We start from the raw sequence: 16,060 nt of genomic DNA on the forward strand, positions 1-16,060 counted from the left end.
GGAAGCGTAATACTTCCTCCTCTAGTTTACACAATATCTTAAGATTTTGCGTGCGTTTTCTCTAATGAATCCAAACGTTGCTCCATGGAAGAATGGCTTTGCGTAGTTCTTGTCCCGCCACCTAAGTTTTCGATATACGAATGTAAGTCGTCAAGCGTTGAAAATGCGCTGTCTGGCGTAACAAAACGATCCATCTTTTCCTGCGCACGCGTGACATTTTCCTTCCCCATCAACTGCAACTGACGAACACGCATATCCTTCACGCGATGCTTCATCTCTTCGAATTTCCGCTCCAATGAAAGCAATTCATGTGTTGCGTCTTGGATGCTCGCGGACAATCGGGCCACGCGCCCTTCATATGCTTCCACTTCTTCTTTCGCGAAGGCAATCAATTCTACTTCACCTGTCGCTTCCGCTAATTCTAACTGATTACGACGTTTCACCGCCATCAAGTCTGCATCTGCCCGTTCGTTTTCAAGTTCTTCTTTCAAACGACTTTGTCGTTCCAACAACTTACCGATTTCTGCAGTTTGTTTCTGTGCGTCCAAAAAGTATTGATTCAGCAACGCAAGCGGGTTTTCTTTCTTCTGTGGCTCGTCCATCAAACTTCTGATGTCTTCCTGTACTGTATATTTCAATCGATGCCAAAATGCGTTCATAATCCATCTCTCCTTTATTTTGTAAGTTCATTCCACTGACGTTCAAAATTTGTAAATGGGTCATCAGATTTCGTAATGTTCGGGTTCATAGTACGTTCATTCCACTTGTGCCACACATAATACATTCCGATCAATGCGATGATTCCGATGAATGCCCCAATATTTGATACCGAACTGATCAAACTAATAATCAATACTGCCATCCAAAAGACTTTAGCAAGCGTTGAAATACTCTTTCTCCAATAATGGAAACTCGCTAACGCAATCGCCCCTGTAATAGCTAGTACAATAATGGATCCTAAGTTCAATACCAACGTCAGACCCGCAACAATTCCAAGTAAAAGTAATCCAAATTTCTTCATGTTGTTGTCCTCCCTTCATTTGTAACTTTAGTATATAATGCATTGTTGTTTTCTCCGACGGCCCCATAGCGGATTTCCTTCTCAGACTTAAGACTGAGACAAGCGTAAGACCTGATTTTGCGCGTAAAAAAACAGCCAGAATGCTTCTGACTGCTTTTCATTATTTAATGACTCTCGTTAATCCATTGATCAGTCCTGAATGAATTCCTTCGTGCCAAGCTAAAAATCGAAGAACATCTTCAACCGTTTCTAATGTGATTAACTTACCGATGGCAAGAGGTGATTCTAACGCTTGAACAGGTGAGCTTTCCATCAGTTGCGAAACTCGCTCACCTTGCTCTTTTAATGCCCCAACTAATTCTTCAGTCGTCGGTGGCGTGCTTTGCCATGCAGCTGGACTACTACCTGGCGCAAAAAACTCCGACCAGTCCGAATGATTTTTTTCATACGCCTGAATCGCTCGGCTTAACAAGCTTTCTACCGTCACATAAATATGACCAACATTCCAGCGAATCGTGTTCGAAAATCCTGCGGGTTGCACATCCCATGCATCCTCACTTACACCTTTAATGCGACCTAATGTGTAACCTCTTGCCATAGATAGTTGCTGAATAGCTCCCATACATTCATTCTCCTCTCTTCGTCAATCTAAAAACAGCCACGCATAGTTGCGGGCTGGTTTCACGATAGATCTGTCGGTTTTTCAATGTTTTTATGCTCGTTCCACTGACCGTGTGCTTCGTGATTGTACTTGCGATTATATTCATCTTGATCACCATACGGAAATTCTTCGCCTGGTTTCAAGTCATGATAGTTTTGGCTCGGTGATTTGTTTTGACTATAAGCGGAAGGCTGATGCTTTCCTGTATCGTCTTGCGCATTTTCTCTAAATGTGGCTGTAGAATCTGAATCAGCGGGATCCGCTAATGGCAATTCATCCGGAACGACCGCTCTCTCATTGTCAATTCCTACTTTTGGAGTTAAATCTCTTTTGTTTGGATATTTACCGTCAACAGTTGTCATCTTTCTATTCCTCCCCTAAATCTATTCTATAAAACAGAACGCACCTTGTATACTTACCCTATTTCGCTTCACGTTAAACTAATTCCTTCTTCTAGCGATAAAATAAAGCAAGACAGGAGTTTTCACCTATCTTGCCCTATACCCATTTACCCAGCGATGATATCAATCGTCACTTTGAATAAATCTCCATCGACTTCTACTCCCATCTTGCCTCCATGCAACTCCACAATCGACTGTGCAATTGCGAGGCCAAGACCCGAACCTTCCGTTTGTCTTGATTCGTCACCGCGCTTAAAACGCTCGAATAATTCATCTGTATTATCCCCGATTTCATATTTCGCAACATTTTTTATAGTGATACGTGCATTGGATCCGATTTTTTGGAGATTTACGTACACTCTCGTACCAATCAATGAATACTTCAGTGTATTAATGAGCAAATTATCCAATACACGCCACCATTTCTGCCCATCCACCATTGCGTAAACTGGTGTTTCCGATAACGTACTGCGAATAGATAAATCCTGTTTTGAAAATTCTTCTGCATGTTCCGCTAACGCTTGCTGCATCAACTGATTCAAGTCCACGCGCTGTCTTACTAGTTCCATATTTCCACTTGCCATTTTTGACACTTCAAATAAATCCTCGATTAACGTTTTCAGACGTTGTGATTTTTGATCGAGTATCGCGACGTATTTGCTACGCTCCTCAGCAGACAAGTTTTCATTTTTCAATAAATCGGTATACGTGATAATTGACGTTAGCGGTGTTCGTAAATCATGACTAACATTCGTAATAAGTTCACTTTTTAACCGTTCACTTTTCGCCTGTTCATTGATAGAAACTCGTACACCCTCACGTAAGTTATTCAAATTGGCTGCGTGTTTTGCGAGTGGTGATTTTCCTTTGACCGGGATCGCCTGTGTTAAGTGACCCGCTGCCATGTCGTTTGTGGCAGCTAAAATACGGTTTAGATACGCACCTTTACTAGCGAATAGATAAAGTGCAGGTAATCCTAGGAACACAACACAGGCTACATAAAGCAGTACACCAAATCCACCGACGACGATGACTGCAAGACCGAGACCTGCTAAGAAGAAGCCGATAAGCAAGTAGAATAATTGTATACCTATCGTACGATTGCTGAACATGCCGACGATATTTTGCATGAATTGTGCGGTATAGCTTTCTTTTAAGGCTTTTTCGATCGTTCCAGGTTGGCGATACTGTTCAAATAAATGAACGGCTTGGAATGCTAGTAGTATTGTAAACAGAACGCCAATCAGCAAGAAGCTGACAATCATTTTACTTACCGTCCCTAGAGTTAAGTAAGTAAGCTGGTTAAAGATATTGAAAGTTATAGATTCAATATAGATAGCTAAACTAACGGCCGTCAGTAAAAGTAGAGCTACTTTTACATCGATTTTCCAACGTACATAGTTAGAAGTAAACTTTGTATGCGCTACCCACTCACTACGAAACTTCACTTTGGTCAACAAGGCAATAAGTGCTGCTATACCGACAATCCAAAATACATACAACATGTATTTTCCACGTTTGAAATTCTCGTGTTCATTCTTCAGTGCTCCCGACTGTACAGTCTCTTCTGGAATGCTGATCGTTCCTTCGAAATACTGTGGTGGATTGCTAATAATCGCTTCTTCATCAGTAGAGTAGGCCATGTTATGGGCATCCATATATTCAGAGTAACCCATATGATGCATGGCGGAGTTTGCCTTAAAATAACCCTTCTCGTCATTGAACTCTTCCCTGAAAATGGATGGTATATCAACCGTTCCTTTCGTCAACCGTTCACCCGTTTCCGTATTGACTAAGTCATAAGAAATCGGTAATTGATCCTGACGATTATTTTCGTTTTCTTTTATAGTGTTAGCCAACTCTCTCGCTTTATCACTACGTATTTTATCGGCAACATAGTCATCACTAGTGAAATTCTTTTCGATATCTTTCATCTTTGCGTTGCGTTCTTTCACAAGTGCTAACAGTATCATTTCATTTTTCTGTTCCTTCGCTTCCGTAATTCGGTCTGTGTATTGTCGCTGGATACTGCTCAATTGATCTGTCAGCGATCCGTACCTTCCCCGATACTCTTCGATTTCCTCTTGCGAAACCCGTATTGTCTTCATAGCCTTTTCAAGGTCAATCGGATTAAGGACACTGACCGCTAAGTTTTCATACGTCTGCTCTATCCGATACTCAAAGTCTCTTTGTTCAGTAAACGTCTTGCCAACAAGTTGCGGTGCATAGTGAATGAACGATGGTATAGCAATCAACACGAACGTTACGAGTGCGGACCAGATAGCTAATTGAATTTTTTTATTCATCACACCGTTCCCCCTCTAATAATTCGTCCGAAATAATCGGTAACTACATTCAAGCGTTCCCATCCATTTGCGAATAGATCTAGAGCAAATGACGCACAATAGATGAGGCTGCCTATCGCAACAACAATGGCAAATAGTGACCAAACCAATCCACTATTATTTCTCAATTTTGTAGCCAATGCCCCATACCACCTTTACATAACGAGGATTTTTGGGATCCGTTTCAATTTTTTCACGAATTTTCCGAATATGTACCGCCACGATATTTTCTGCGTTGTAGGCAGGCTCATTCCAAACTCGTTCATATATTTCATTGATAGAAAATACGCGGCCTGGATTTTTCATCAGCAATTCTGTAATTTTATATTCGATTGGTGTTAGCCGAACCGGTGTCCCATCCACCGTCAGCTCCTTCGCTTCTTCACTTAGCACCAGTCCATCAACTTCAATGACTTTTTGTCCTTCATACGTTCCAAGTTGCACATACCGTCTAAGTTGCGATTTCACACGCGCCATCAGCTCCAGTGGATGAAATGGCTTCGTCACATAATCATCCGCACCTACAGATAATCCATGGATTTTATCCGAATCCTCGACCTTCGCGCTCAGCATAATAATTGGGACATTTTGCATTTCCCGTATTTTAAATGTGGCCGTGATGCCATCCATATTCGGCATCATAATGTCCAATATGAGTAAATGGACTTCATTTGAAGCGAGTAATTCAAGCGCTTCTTGGCCGTCTTTTGCCTTCAGCACGGCATAGCCTTCATTTTTCAAATAAATTTCAATTCCTTCACGGATTTCCTTATCATCATCCGCCACCAATATCGTAAATTCTGTCATATCGTCACCCCGTCTCACTAATAACTTCATTCTATCACCCGACTCTTAACAAACATCTAGGAAAAGTATGAAGAAAGTCTGAAGGTTTCTATGCATCGCATTCATAACTAGAGTGATATGTGCATAATTCCAATAAATAAAGCCAAACTCTTTAAATGGAGGTGACGACGATGCCTAAGAAGAAAAACAAAAAGAAGAATGAAAAGATGCGTGAGGAGTATGGCTTTGGATACGATCTAAGCCCAGATGATTTTGACGTCATCGGACAAAACGACGCAGCTAAGAAAAACAACGCAAACGCCAAAAAAGATAAGAAAAGCGTACAGACTGGCAACACCCGCACCGTAAATCCATCCTAAACACAAACTAGCACCCCTTCTATTCGAAAGGGTGCTTTTGCTTGTTCATAAAAAGTGCGTGAATGAGTTATATAACAAACGTCATCCCATCATCCGCAATATAAAAACCATTCTTTTCAATGAATTTTCGTTCTTCACTAGTGTTTCTTAAAGCAGGATCACTGTGATTGAAATGAGTAAAGTAAATTTTACAAGTGTCTGTTATACCTTTCAAACGTTCCATTGTGTCAGTGATAAAAGGATGAGGGATCTCGCTCAAGTCCCTGTCACTGCTACCGCTATCCGCTAAATCATTTCCAGAGAAAAACGTTACATCCAATAGGCAAACCTCTCAGAGAATTCATTCCGGTGAGGTACTCTAACTAGAACAACTTCCACACTCTCATTCAATCTAGTTGGAATTCCATCATCAAGTGCCTGCACTTGAATAGAACCGAGATCTGTTAATTAACGCCACGGTACATGTGTTTCTAGTACGTTTTTCATCAACTGTTCGGCATATACTTGCACATTCTGTGTATTCATAGCTTCTTTCCCTAGATAGATTAGACCTGGATAATGCCCGATGTGCGCATGCGTTAGGAAGATACTTTCCATGACATGACCTTCTAATCCATGTGTGCGTTGCAGCAAAGTGATTTACTTTTTACAATCAGGCGATGCATCAATTACATGCCATTCATTGTGATCCGGAAAGACAATATCTAGCGACGCAGCTCGTCGTTTGAATGATGGATCATCCATCGCTTTTGTACAATTTTCACAATAACAATTAGGCTGCGGCAATCCTGCATCTTGCGCTGTTCCCATCACTTGTAAAATTACTTCATCCATATTGGCGCATCTCCTAGAATCTATTGTTTATATGTATATCAACTTTCAAATTTCCGACAAAAATAAAAAAAGCCTCCCCCCATCATTAAACTGAAGGGACGGAAGCTCCGTGGTACCACCCAAATTAGCAGAAAGATTCTGCTCACTCATTTTAGATAACGGCTAAAACCGGACATAAACAGCGTCTGCTCCCCGTTTGTAATTCGTTATTGCACCTTGCTTGGCTCGCACCAACCATCAAATCTTTTTTGCCAAGTCTGCAAAACTACTTCGAACAGTTCATCACATTTTTCAACATCATAAATTGTTTTGACAGAATTGCCAATCCGTGTATTGTATACATGTTTCGAATTGGTAAAGAACAATTTGAAACATGAATTTACTATAGATGATTCATTAACTACTAGTAATGGTAGAAACCAGTTAGTACTATACTCAAATAAACGCCTTCCTTAAAGCGCTAAGTCATTCTGGAAATTGAGAACAAAGTGATGGGCATCATCATAGACAGCAAATTCATATCCTTGTTCTTTAAAGAACGTGAGGACCCTAGGGAGCGCCTCCAAGGTTTGTTTCTTTTCGTGCATCAATACAATTTCTCTGTCAGAACTAGTACCCTGTTTGATGTTTTGCACTATTTGAGAAGGGTTACCTGCAAGTTTCCAATCGTACGAATCGATAGTCCAATCCCAAACTTTGATATGCGCATCAGCGAGTTGTTTTCTTATCTGTTCGTTTTTCAACCCTGGCGCTGACCCATAAGGAGGTCGAACTAAATGAGGAGTTGTTCCTGTTATTTCATGGATAAGGTCTAGTGTTTCAACCATCTCAGGCACAAATTGCTGATCTGTGTAAAGCGTTTTATAATTATGAGTTACGCTATGACCGCCGATGTAGTGGCCTTCTTGTACTGCACGTCTTACGCTATCCTGTAGGTAGTCTTTCTTTAAATTGCTTCCTTGCATAAAGAACGTAGCTTTCACCCCATGCGCCTGCAAGACATCTAAAAATTGCTCAGTCAATTTGCCAGGGCCATCATCAAACGTCAAATAGACTACTTTTTTCGGTGTATTTTCTTCTGTTTTATCGGATTCCACTTCAGTGAGTGCTTCAGGTTGAGGGCTCGATTCTTCTGGTGCATCGATTGGTTCTGGTGAATCCGTTAGTTCTGGTGTATCAGTTGGTTCTGGTGTATCGGTTAGCTCTGCTGTATCGGTTGGCTCTAGTGTAGTTAAAGGTTCATCCGGTGCGCTAGGTAGTTCACGAAAAGAATAGGATTTCCCAACAAAAAAAACAGTCCCAAATAGAACGAGGAGAAGAATCAGGAAATACTGTTTTTTTAACCTTCTCCTTTTCCATCTGACTTCTTGACCTAGTGTACTCATTTTAAAAAATCCTCCTGTCATTTGGTGATGAATAGATCGTGATTTACTATTATGTATGTGTAGAGGTTATTCTAGTAAAGTGAAGAACAGCAGACGAAATGAATCATCTGCTGCTGTTACAAAGAAACTTAATGAATATACGTGTCTCCCACAAGGACATCACTCAAGATATCTGATGGGATTTCAAATGTGACCACTCCCATATAACCAGGCGCTATTTCGTACTTGTCAAAAGAGATTACAAGTTTATGATCGGCAGTTATATAGAAGTTTTGATTTGCTTGAATTGAACGGAACTCAAGGTCCGCACCTTCAACGGTGAGATACGCAACGTTTCCGTCATCCTTCATTTGCTGCTTTATGTCGTCTTTAATATAAGCACTAATTATTTCCACATAGGAATCATCCTTAAAAAGACTTGGCAATGTAATTAAAACATTGTTTTGTTTATCAATCGTATCGTAATGCATCGTAGTGGAAGACGATCCAACCGTATTCACTTCGTAACGGGCAATGGATAATAATTGCTCTGTATCGGTTTTCACTTCATAACCAGAATCGATGCCCAAGTGGCCAGCACCGACCTCTTCCATTTCTGCGACGTCTGCCTTAAACTGCTTAAAAAGCTCTTTGTTTTCTTCGATGTATTTCTCATTCAATGCGGTTTGCAAGCCTTCTCTATCCAACCCACTGATTGCTGGCGTTTTCAAATTTGCTTGGTAAGTCTCTTTATCCATCGTTAAGGTCTGTACAGTGAAGACTTCTACAATGGATCCAAGAACAGGAATATTCACTAACGAATTTGCGAATGCCGGACTGACATTAATGCTACCAACGAACATAACAGCTGCTACAGCCACGCCAAGGGACCATTGCTTTACAGGGGAGCGCTTCTTTTTTGTTATTGTCGCTCTTTCAATGGATTGTCTCACTACTTCGTCCAATTCAGAAGGGATTTCAATATCATTATATTGCTTCTTAAGTTTGTTAATCTGTTTCATCCTAAATCTCCTCTCCCATTTCTATACGTAATTTCCTTAATGTTCGGTAAAGCTTAGTTTTTATCGTATTAACATTCTCGCCTAAAACGGTTGCTACCTCTTCAATCTTCAAATCCTCAAAAAAACGTAAGATAATTAATGACTTTTCATAAGCACTGAGCGCATCGAGTGCGTCTAGTAAATCCATATCTATCTGTTCGTCTTCTGTTTGTGGTAAATACCCACCCAAAATCTCATCATCCATCACTAGTACACGCCGATGTTTCCGAATAAAATCGATTGAAGTGTTCACCAGTATCCGATAAAACCATGTCTTTAAATACTTGATTTCATCCAAACGATCAATGGATTGTAATGCTTTAATAATTGCCTCTTGCACAATATCAAGTGCATTTTCTTTATTTCTCACATAGCTGTAGGCAAGTCGGTAATGGGATTCTTGATTTTCTATTATAAATGTCTCAATAAGTTTAAATTTTTCTGTTTTTGTCATGACAAAGTATTCACCTTCTCCACTTTCCAACATGTCGCGTACATGTTCTAGTTATTTGACGGCCTTAACTTTAAAAAAGTTTGGATTGATTAAAAATAAAATGGCCGGCAGATTTTTTTGTATGGATCTTATTCATATTTCTCAATTAACTTAACGTTAGCTGGACGATAGTATACAGTATGGTAATTGAAAATTCATTTTTGGCATAAGGTATTGCTAGAAGCAATACACTAGTAAAATGGCTAGTGATTCAATGCGAGGTTCTCACTCCTTTGAGCCCTTCGCCTTTTATCTAAATAGTCTTTATACGCTACTAACTCGTTCAACGATTGGACCCCCAAAATAGTCGCATTCACCCGAATTTTCACCCGAGATGGCGACTACACGACGGGTCTAGCCCATATGCGTTAAGATTTTTAAATGAACTTTCTATATGGTAGAATGAGGCATTGTGTTTGATGCTTTCACCATCAAAAATCTATTACTTTTTCTTAGAAAGCAGGAACAACTTAAGCCGTTTGGCATAATCGCCACTCCAAAACCTGTCGATCAAAATGCCGTCAAATATGATAGTGAAGAAGTGTTGATTATAGGCTGGGGCAGTGAATTTGATCCAGACGACCATACGTACCGTTTGTTCCACAGTGATGAAATAGGAGACGGGCAATACAATTTCGGTTCCTATCAGAATACTAAAGTCGACGCATTGTTATTAAAAGCTAGAACAACGGTAAACCAAGATGAAAGAAAGGCTTATTATCATCAATTCCAAGAAAAACTAACAACTCATCCTCCTTACAACTTTCTCGTTTATCTTCAGGCTTTATACGGCGTCAATGAAAATGTATCAGGAATCAGCATGCGCACACTTGGACATCATGGATTCGGTGTTTTGTGGAATATCGAAGAATGGGATAAAAAATTAAGTAAGTGACAGCAAATTAAGTTCTCGCATATATGAAGTGCACCCCAAAAGTTAGAGTTATAATTTAACTTTTGGGGTGTTTTATTATTGGGAATGATAGCTACCGCCGCTTTCATACGCTGATCGACTATCCGGGCCGCAACTTATCGAGTCGTGTATTTATTATAGCAATAAGCGCATAAAGCAAAAATTGGCTGGTATGAGTCCGGTACACTACCGTCTTCACACCAGCCAAGAAGTTACTTCATATAACACACTAACTTTTAGATCAGAGCTTTTTTTATTTGTCTTCCTCTTTTTGATAATCCGCCAACTTTTCATGAATTTCCTCTTCAATAGCCTGTACTTTTTCTTCTTCCATCTTTTGCATTGGCTGAGGATGGAACCATTGAATTTCACTTTCATGGACGAATCCTTTGTACTGTTCCCCTTGCACTTTCAAAGTGAATTGATGGCGTTTGTATGCATTTTCTTCGAACACCGGCGTTACTTCCAATTCTTCCAGGTCACTTGAGATACCGTACTGTACCATCAACCCTTGGATAACGGATTCAATCACATCCACTTTTTCTTCATCAATCATTCAATTACTTTTCCAAATGAAAAGGCGTACATCTTATTCAAAATGGCCCCATTAACGGAATGAGCCCATTAAAGTTATTGTACCATATCTTTAAAATTAACAGAAATCTCTCACTGGATACACTTGGTACACCTAGTTTCTTTCATAGTAATACACACTCCATTATCAATAATAATTCAGAAGATCTCATCTCTATACGCCATCAAAAAAGGAGTAACCAAGAAATGGCTACTCCTCCCTCATCCAGGCTGCTCTTCAAGCAAACCGTATTTCCGCTGAATTCGTTGCAAGATTTTAATCCAACTGGCACCAAAGACGATCAGGAAAAATACGTTCGATAGCGCGTGGGCCAAGTCGAAGTAAATGCTCGACACATAGATTCCGATAAAAAACTCCCATGACAAGGCTTCGATGTTGCCGACAACGATCCACATATTCATGAACCAGCCAAATAAATAACCCCAAAGGAAACCAAATGTACACTTTCCCCAGAGCGTCTTCATCCACCATGTATTTCGCAACAGGCCCGCACTCATGCCCATCATCCCCCAAGCATACATCTGCCAAGGCGTCCATGGACCTTGACCTAGGAAGAAGTTTGAGACAATCGCAGCAACAGCACCAACGATAAAGCCCGATTCCGCTCCAAAGACTAGTCCTGCCATGATAATGATAAACGAAGTCGGTTGGACACTTGGTAAGCCCGCAAACGGCACGCGTCCGACCGCCGCAATGGCAGCGAGCATCGCAAGTAACACAACTTCTCGTCCCGCCACGTCCCGCCACTCAAACCGCGCAAAAAATGGAATCATAATACATGCGATCATGATTAAGCTCAGCAGCAAATACGCTTTATAATGGAAGAAAACAATCGAAATGACGAGCAGTGAAAGCAGTAACAAAGAAACAATTAATAAATACTTTCTCGAACGTTCCATGTCTTCACTGCCTCCTCATACGTCAACACTTCTGGCTGTCTCGTTTCCCGTGTCGCACGGTTAATTGCCGTCGTATAGAAATAATTCCCTTTGAATAATTCATCCGGCGTTCCGTCTGCCGCAATTTCCCCGTCAAACATCATCGCACAGCGTTCGGCATATTGCGCCGCAAAGCTAATATCATGCGTCACCATGAAAATCGTCAATCTTTTTCTCTGCAACTCGGACAATAATTCACCCAGATGCTGCTTCGAAATTGGATCCATTCCTTTCGTCGGCTCGTCAATGAACAACATCTCTGGCTCGCCTATCAAAATACAAGCGAGTGCCGCCTTCTGCACTTCTCCACCCGAACAATCATACGGATGTCTCGCACGCAAATGTGAAATACCAAAAGACGTCAGTAACTGATCAATTCTACTGTCTGCATCTTTCAGACCAAAACGTTCCGCGAGATTTTTCATCTCTTCTTCAATCGTTTGTTGAACAAAATAAGTCCGTGGATTTTGTGGCAAATACGCAATCTTCCCAAGCCAATCAGAGTCTTTACTCTTCTTCATATCTTTACCGTTCAATCGGACTTTCCCCCGTTGTGGCTGAATACTTCCAAGGCTTGCACGCAAAGCTGTCGTTTTCCCACTCCCATTTCCCCCAACTAATGAAAAGAATTGGCCTTTAGGAATACTCAAATTCAACCCTTTTAAGACGAATGATTCTTTCTTCTTATATTGGAAATAGACATCGGTTAATTCGAGCAATAGTGGCTGTTGACTTGAAGTCGTTTTGGTATCAACTACCGAAACTTCTCTCTCCTGCCGGCCAATCCATTGCTTACACTCTTTAACGGTCAATGGAATTTCCCGACGAATCGGTTGCTCTTCGAATTCCATATAAAGCCGTGCAAATGCTGGAAGGTACGGGAACAGTTCGGTCGCTTGATCCGCATATAATTGTTCAATGACTTGTCGGCTATCCCCATCGTAGCGCAGCTTTCCTTGCTCCATGAAGACGACTCGATCCGCCATGGCATACAACTCTTCTAGACGATGTTCCACCAACACAATCGTCATGCCAGTTTCTTTATTCAACCGTTCCAGCATGAGGACCAACTCTTTTGCGGCTACTGGATCGAGCTGTGATGTAGGTTCATCTAACAATAACACCCGTGGCTTCATTAGTAAGACGGATAATAGATTCAATATTTGCTTCTGTCCACCCGATAGTTCTGAAGGCTTTGCATTTAGTAAGTCTTCCACACCGAAAAAGTGAACCATTTCTGCCACGCGTTTACGCATTTCAAATGTTGAATAACCTAAGTTTTCTAAACCAAAGACTATTTCTTGCATGACTTCATCCATAACGATTTGATTGTCCGGATCTTGGAACACATATCCGACTTCTTCAATCATCTGTCGTGTTTCCCAGTCATTAATAGGTTTGCCTTTATATAAAATATCGCCTTCTAATGTACCGGTCGGCGTCAATTCTCTTTTTAATAATTTCAGCAAGGTCGTCTTTCCACTACCACTCGCTCCACCAATCACAACAAATTCACCTTCATCAAATGAAAGACTGACATCTGTCAGCACCTTTTGATTTGTATCAGGAAAAGAAAATGAGACATGATTTATGTTGAATAATTCCATTTCTGCAACTCCCTCCCTTCTACAAATACCGGAAACAGTGCGACTGCTAGACTACAAACAAGTACTATCCAATCCAGTGGGTAGATGTGTAATGTCCCAAGCGCCGGGTAGATGATAATTTTCCCATAACCTAAAAATCCACCAGCGACACAGACTGTAAATAATAACGCTAAATAAGTAAGCCATTGTTTATCTGAATTAGTCATACGATACGGTATGTAAGGCTTTCGTTTACCCGAACCATAGCCTCTCGCTTTCATCGAGTCTGCAGTTTCAATCGCTTCCTCTAACGACCAAGAAAGCAAAATCTGCAAAATCGACATACCACTCCTCGCTCGCTCGCGTAATGTCCCTTGTGAAATAGTCATTCCTTTCAGTCGTTGAACATCTTGAATTTCCATTAAACGTCTTTTCAATAATGGTACGAAACGAATCGATAGCATAATGAGAAACGCGGTTTTCGGCAAGATTCTTGAGAAAATATACAATAATTTATTACCGTTCAAGACAATATTCAATGAAATAAACAGCAATAAAATCATCAACAGCGACATCGATGTCACTACACCGTACAACGTCGCTTCAAGCGTCACTTGCTTCCCTCTAAAATAAAAGAACACATGCGTCCCTCTTGAGTTAATGAACGGATTAATTAGGATAATGAGCAATGTCATACCAATCATCATCGGCGCCCATTGCTTCATCGCCGCACCGCCATCATGAGATAAATTGACCGCAATCAATGCTAGACAACCTGCCAGTAAGAAGATTGGATGGTTGAAAAACATCGCGAAGAACCCTATACATATATAGTAAAAAAACATAACAAAGGGGTGAACAGTTTGTATTCCATTGCCCATTAGTAATTCCCCTCTCTTATCTACGGAACGGTTTCAGATCCGCATTCAAGTCTACCCCAAGATTAGTCGTGTAGAGCCACTCCACTCGGTCTCCGTCTTGCAACGGCACAACGCCCGCTCCACGATCAGGGAAAATGCCATTGACACGATACATCCAACCGCTTCCTTGGCCTCTATCGAATTCATAGACATTATCCATTCCCTCGACATAAGCGGTCGCCCCTTGTCCCCCGCGATAATCCATCTGTATTTTATGCTTTCGCGTAATAGCAATCAATGCTGCAAGTACAGTGTCCCCATCATTGATTTCCATCTCAGTCGGTGGCAAGGGCACTTCCGTTGGTGAAATGACGATAGAATAGACAATCGTACTCTGCGCTGGAGCCGCTGGTTTTTCTACTGGTGGTGGTGTTGGCTTCGGTGTAGGAGCCGGATTTGGCTTTGGTGCTTGGTTTGGTGTAGGTGCTGGATTCGGCTTTGGTGCTTGATTTGGTGTAGGTGCTGGATTCGGCTTCACGACCGGTTTTTCTACTGGTTTTTCTACTGGTTTTGGTGCTGGCTTTTCTGCTGGTCGTACCGGTGTTTCCAAAGGCTTTGGTTCCACTCTCTTCACTACAGCTGGTGGTTCATGTGTTGGTGCTGGTTGGCTGGCCACTGGTTGTTTACTAGGGGCTGCCGGTTCTGGTTTAGTTGTAGGCGGTGTTGCGGTTGCCGGCTGTTCTTTCGTAACATCAGCTGGCTTGTTTTCTGTTATGTCTGGTGTTGCTAATGGATCTTCTTCCACTTTACCAGGGGGTTCTTCTACTAATTCATCCGTAGGCAATGCATCCATCGTTGGAATTTCTTTCGTACTTTGTTCCAGTCCAGTCGGTTTCTGAAGTGAAGAGCCACACGCTGTCAATAAAAAAGCAAGTGTCAATACGAGTAGAAAACCCGTTAATTTCTGTAGTTGTTTCAAAACGAACCCTCCTTCTCAATAAATGAAGACAATCTTGCGCCCATCGAACGCAAGATTGTGTGATTATTTAGTAGCTAAAAATTGAATAAGCATTTTTGCCGCATGTGCACGTGTAGTAGAATCGCCCGGCATAAAGTTACCATTCGATCCTTTCGCCATGTCTAGGTCATACAACATCGTCATCGCACGGATTGCTTCAAGGTTGTAGTTATGAATATCTCTGAATGGAGCCACTTGATTGATTTCATATTTCTTGCCATTTTGTACTTCATACGCGCGATAGAGCATAAGCGCCATCTGTGAACGTGTAACTTTTTGAGACGGCATGAATTTACCATCTTTGCCGTTCACTATGCCATTATGGAATGCTGCCGCAATTTCAGCTTGCGTAGTCGCTGCATAGTTTTGTGTATCTAAGAACGGTGCTTTTTTGTCAGTTTTCAAGTCTAACGCACGCACGATAATCGCTACTGCTTGTACACGAGTCAGTGATTGATTCGGTCTGAATGTACCATCTGCATAACCATTGAAGATCCCTTTATCTACCGTTTGTTGAATATAACCATCTGTCCACGCCCAATGCCCTTTAACGTCTGTAAATTCTTTTGGATCTGGAGCCGGTGTTGGATCTGGCTTCGGTGTTGGATCTGGTTTAGGAGTCGGAAGCACTGGAACTTCTTTGAAATTGTATAGCGGACCTTTGTCTTTTGTGAATAACTCGAATGCAACCAATGCCTGTAATGCTTGTTCTGTCGCAATCGCATTGGAACTGCGGTCTCCAGACGTGTGCTGGAATCCACCATCCGGCATTTGAAAACTTAATAAATGATCGATTAAGTTCGT

At 41.3% G+C, this 16,060-nt stretch carries 21 protein-coding genes and 1 other annotated feature (1 of these 22 running past the window's edge); of the genes, 2 read left to right on the forward strand and 19 right to left on the reverse strand.

All coding sequences use genetic code 11. The annotated features are described in order from the left end of the window. Positions 1 to 38: 38 nt before the first annotated feature. From ORD22_RS12890 to ORD22_RS12920, 7 genes are all read right to left on the reverse strand, one after another. Positions 39 to 659, reverse strand: a complete 621-nt coding sequence (locus ORD22_RS12890) for a PspA/IM30 family protein (RefSeq protein ID WP_317646474.1) — start codon at positions 657 to 659, stop codon at positions 39 to 41. A 14-nt stretch (positions 660 to 673) separates the two neighbouring features. Beyond that, positions 674 to 1,021, reverse strand: coding sequence for a lmo0954 family membrane protein (locus tag ORD22_RS12895; RefSeq protein ID WP_317646475.1), 348 nt, complete (start codon positions 1,019 to 1,021; stop codon positions 674 to 676). A 160-nt stretch (positions 1,022 to 1,181) separates the two neighbouring features. Further along, entirely contained in the window at positions 1,182 to 1,643 is a 462-nt protein-coding gene (locus ORD22_RS12900) for a DinB family protein (RefSeq protein ID WP_317646476.1), read from the reverse strand. A gap of 59 nt (positions 1,644 to 1,702) precedes the next feature. Next, a complete protein-coding gene (locus ORD22_RS12905; RefSeq protein ID WP_317646478.1) occupies positions 1,703 to 2,044 on the reverse strand; it encodes a hypothetical protein in 342 nt (113 codons plus the stop codon). A 146-nt stretch (positions 2,045 to 2,190) separates the two neighbouring features. Then, a complete protein-coding gene (locus tag ORD22_RS12910; RefSeq protein ID WP_317646480.1) occupies positions 2,191 to 4,389 on the reverse strand; it encodes a sensor histidine kinase in 2,199 nt (732 codons plus the stop codon). After that, positions 4,389 to 4,568, reverse strand: a complete 180-nt coding sequence (locus ORD22_RS12915; protein WP_317646481.1) for a hypothetical protein — start codon at positions 4,566 to 4,568, stop codon at positions 4,389 to 4,391. Before ORD22_RS12915 ends, ORD22_RS12910 begins: the two co-directional genes overlap by 1 nt. Continuing rightward, positions 4,546 to 5,235 (reverse strand): response regulator transcription factor, encoded by a 690-nt coding sequence (locus tag ORD22_RS12920; protein WP_317646482.1) that lies wholly within the window; start codon positions 5,233 to 5,235, stop codon positions 4,546 to 4,548. Before ORD22_RS12920 ends, ORD22_RS12915 begins: the two co-directional genes overlap by 23 nt. Before the next feature lie 170 nt (positions 5,236 to 5,405). On the opposite strand from ORD22_RS12920, the gene ORD22_RS12925 reads away from it, so the two are divergent. After that, entirely contained in the window at positions 5,406 to 5,594 is a 189-nt protein-coding gene (locus ORD22_RS12925; RefSeq protein ID WP_317646483.1) for a hypothetical protein, read from the forward strand. A gap of 67 nt (positions 5,595 to 5,661) precedes the next feature. Here the strand turns inward: ORD22_RS12925 and ORD22_RS12930 are convergent, their stop codons facing one another. From ORD22_RS12930 to sigV, 6 genes are all read right to left on the reverse strand, one after another. Beyond that, positions 5,662 to 5,913 carry an MBL fold metallo-hydrolase gene (locus tag ORD22_RS12930; protein ID WP_317646484.1) on the reverse strand — a complete coding sequence of 84 codons (252 nt, stop codon included), beginning with the start codon at positions 5,911 to 5,913 and terminating at the stop codon, positions 5,662 to 5,664. Positions 5,914 to 6,041: 128 nt separating this feature from the next. After that, positions 6,042 to 6,191: a hypothetical protein gene (locus tag ORD22_RS12935; protein WP_317646485.1), complete on the reverse strand. Its 150-nt coding sequence runs from the start codon at positions 6,189 to 6,191 to the stop codon at positions 6,042 to 6,044. 42 nt (positions 6,192 to 6,233) lie between these two features. Beyond that, positions 6,234 to 6,428 carry an MBL fold metallo-hydrolase gene (locus tag ORD22_RS12940; protein ID WP_317646487.1) on the reverse strand — a complete coding sequence of 65 codons (195 nt, stop codon included), beginning with the start codon at positions 6,426 to 6,428 and terminating at the stop codon, positions 6,234 to 6,236. A 91-nt stretch (positions 6,429 to 6,519) separates the two neighbouring features. Further along, positions 6,520 to 6,720, reverse strand: a binding site (T-box leader). A 160-nt stretch (positions 6,721 to 6,880) separates the two neighbouring features. Continuing rightward, positions 6,881 to 7,813, reverse strand: a complete 933-nt coding sequence (locus tag ORD22_RS12945; RefSeq protein WP_317646488.1) for a polysaccharide deacetylase family protein — start codon at positions 7,811 to 7,813, stop codon at positions 6,881 to 6,883. A gap of 128 nt (positions 7,814 to 7,941) precedes the next feature. Beyond that, the gene (gene rsiV / locus ORD22_RS12950) at positions 7,942 to 8,814 is read right to left on the reverse strand and encodes an anti-sigma-V factor RsiV (RefSeq protein ID WP_317646489.1); all 873 of its coding nucleotides are present in this window, start codon (positions 8,812 to 8,814) and stop codon (positions 7,942 to 7,944) included. A gap of 1 nt (position 8,815) precedes the next feature. Beyond that, the gene (gene sigV, locus ORD22_RS12955) at positions 8,816 to 9,340 is read right to left on the reverse strand and encodes an RNA polymerase sigma factor SigV (RefSeq protein WP_317646490.1); all 525 of its coding nucleotides are present in this window, start codon (positions 9,338 to 9,340) and stop codon (positions 8,816 to 8,818) included. A 418-nt stretch (positions 9,341 to 9,758) separates the two neighbouring features. On the opposite strand from sigV, the gene ORD22_RS12960 reads away from it, so the two are divergent. After that, complete coding sequence (locus ORD22_RS12960) at positions 9,759 to 10,241, forward strand: periplasmic substrate-binding domain-containing protein (protein WP_317646491.1); 483 nt, start codon at positions 9,759 to 9,761, stop codon at positions 10,239 to 10,241. Between the two features lie 271 nt (positions 10,242 to 10,512). Here the strand turns inward: ORD22_RS12960 and ORD22_RS12965 are convergent, their stop codons facing one another. The 6 genes from ORD22_RS12965 to ORD22_RS12990 all read right to left on the reverse strand — a co-directional run. Continuing rightward, complete coding sequence (locus tag ORD22_RS12965) at positions 10,513 to 10,815, reverse strand: hypothetical protein (protein ID WP_317646492.1); 303 nt, start codon at positions 10,813 to 10,815, stop codon at positions 10,513 to 10,515. Positions 10,816 to 11,054: 239 nt separating this feature from the next. Further along, positions 11,055 to 11,753, reverse strand: coding sequence for an ECF transporter S component (locus ORD22_RS12970; RefSeq protein WP_317646493.1), 699 nt, complete (start codon positions 11,751 to 11,753; stop codon positions 11,055 to 11,057). Continuing rightward, entirely contained in the window at positions 11,726 to 13,399 is a 1,674-nt protein-coding gene (locus tag ORD22_RS12975; RefSeq protein ID WP_317646494.1) for an ABC transporter ATP-binding protein, read from the reverse strand. The genes ORD22_RS12970 and ORD22_RS12975 overlap by 28 nt, the downstream gene beginning before the upstream one ends. After that, positions 13,381 to 14,259: an energy-coupling factor transporter transmembrane component T gene (locus tag ORD22_RS12980; RefSeq protein ID WP_317646495.1), complete on the reverse strand. Its 879-nt coding sequence runs from the start codon at positions 14,257 to 14,259 to the stop codon at positions 13,381 to 13,383. Before ORD22_RS12980 ends, ORD22_RS12975 begins: the two co-directional genes overlap by 19 nt. Before the next feature lie 16 nt (positions 14,260 to 14,275). Next, a complete protein-coding gene (locus tag ORD22_RS12985; RefSeq protein ID WP_317646496.1) occupies positions 14,276 to 15,217 on the reverse strand; it encodes a DUF4430 domain-containing protein in 942 nt (313 codons plus the stop codon). Between the two features lie 63 nt (positions 15,218 to 15,280). Beyond that, positions 15,281 to 16,060, reverse strand: the end of a protein-coding gene (locus ORD22_RS12990) for an S-layer homology domain-containing protein (RefSeq protein ID WP_486377080.1). The gene runs 1,473 nt beyond the window's last position; 780 of the gene's 2,253 nt are visible here — the last part of the coding sequence; its start codon lies off the right edge, out of view; the stop codon is at positions 15,281 to 15,283.

The sequence above is a fragment of the Sporosarcina sp. GW1-11 genome, assembly GCF_033088395.1.
Lineage (GTDB): Bacteria > Bacillota > Bacilli > Bacillales_A > Planococcaceae > Sporosarcina.

Excerpts from the sequence above, each read along its gene's own strand:
- ORD22_RS12980 (WP_317646495.1), bottom strand. The coding sequence starts at position 14,259 with ATGGGCAATGGAATACAAACTGTTCACCCCTTTGTTATGTTTTTTTAC.
- ORD22_RS12890 (WP_317646474.1), bottom strand. The coding sequence starts at position 659 with ATGAACGCATTTTGGCATCGATTGAAATATACAGTACAGGAAGACATC.
- ORD22_RS12910 (WP_317646480.1), bottom strand. The coding sequence starts at position 4,389 with ATGAATAAAAAAATTCAATTAGCTATCTGGTCCGCACTCGTAACGTTC.
- ORD22_RS12975 (WP_317646494.1), bottom strand. The coding sequence starts at position 13,399 with ATGGAATTATTCAACATAAATCATGTCTCATTTTCTTTTCCTGATACA.
- ORD22_RS12965 (WP_317646492.1), bottom strand. The coding sequence starts at position 10,815 with ATGATTGATGAAGAAAAAGTGGATGTGATTGAATCCGTTATCCAAGGG.
- ORD22_RS12920 (WP_317646482.1), bottom strand. The coding sequence starts at position 5,235 with ATGACAGAATTTACGATATTGGTGGCGGATGATGATAAGGAAATCCGT.
- ORD22_RS12895 (WP_317646475.1), bottom strand. The coding sequence starts at position 1,021 with ATGAAGAAATTTGGATTACTTTTACTTGGAATTGTTGCGGGTCTGACG.
- ORD22_RS12925 (WP_317646483.1), top strand. The coding sequence starts at position 5,406 with ATGCCTAAGAAGAAAAACAAAAAGAAGAATGAAAAGATGCGTGAGGAG.
- rsiV (WP_317646489.1), bottom strand. The coding sequence starts at position 8,814 with ATGAAACAGATTAACAAACTTAAGAAGCAATATAATGATATTGAAATC.
- ORD22_RS12970 (WP_317646493.1), bottom strand. The coding sequence starts at position 11,753 with ATGGAACGTTCGAGAAAGTATTTATTAATTGTTTCTTTGTTACTGCTT.
- ORD22_RS12900 (WP_317646476.1), bottom strand. The coding sequence starts at position 1,643 with ATGGGAGCTATTCAGCAACTATCTATGGCAAGAGGTTACACATTAGGT.
- ORD22_RS12905 (WP_317646478.1), bottom strand. The coding sequence starts at position 2,044 with ATGACAACTGTTGACGGTAAATATCCAAACAAAAGAGATTTAACTCCA.
- ORD22_RS12945 (WP_317646488.1), bottom strand. The coding sequence starts at position 7,813 with ATGAGTACACTAGGTCAAGAAGTCAGATGGAAAAGGAGAAGGTTAAAA.
- sigV (WP_317646490.1), bottom strand. The coding sequence starts at position 9,340 with ATGTTGGAAAGTGGAGAAGGTGAATACTTTGTCATGACAAAAACAGAA.
- ORD22_RS12940 (WP_317646487.1), bottom strand. The coding sequence starts at position 6,428 with ATGGATGAAGTAATTTTACAAGTGATGGGAACAGCGCAAGATGCAGGA.
- ORD22_RS12935 (WP_317646485.1), bottom strand. The coding sequence starts at position 6,191 with ATGGAAAGTATCTTCCTAACGCATGCGCACATCGGGCATTATCCAGGT.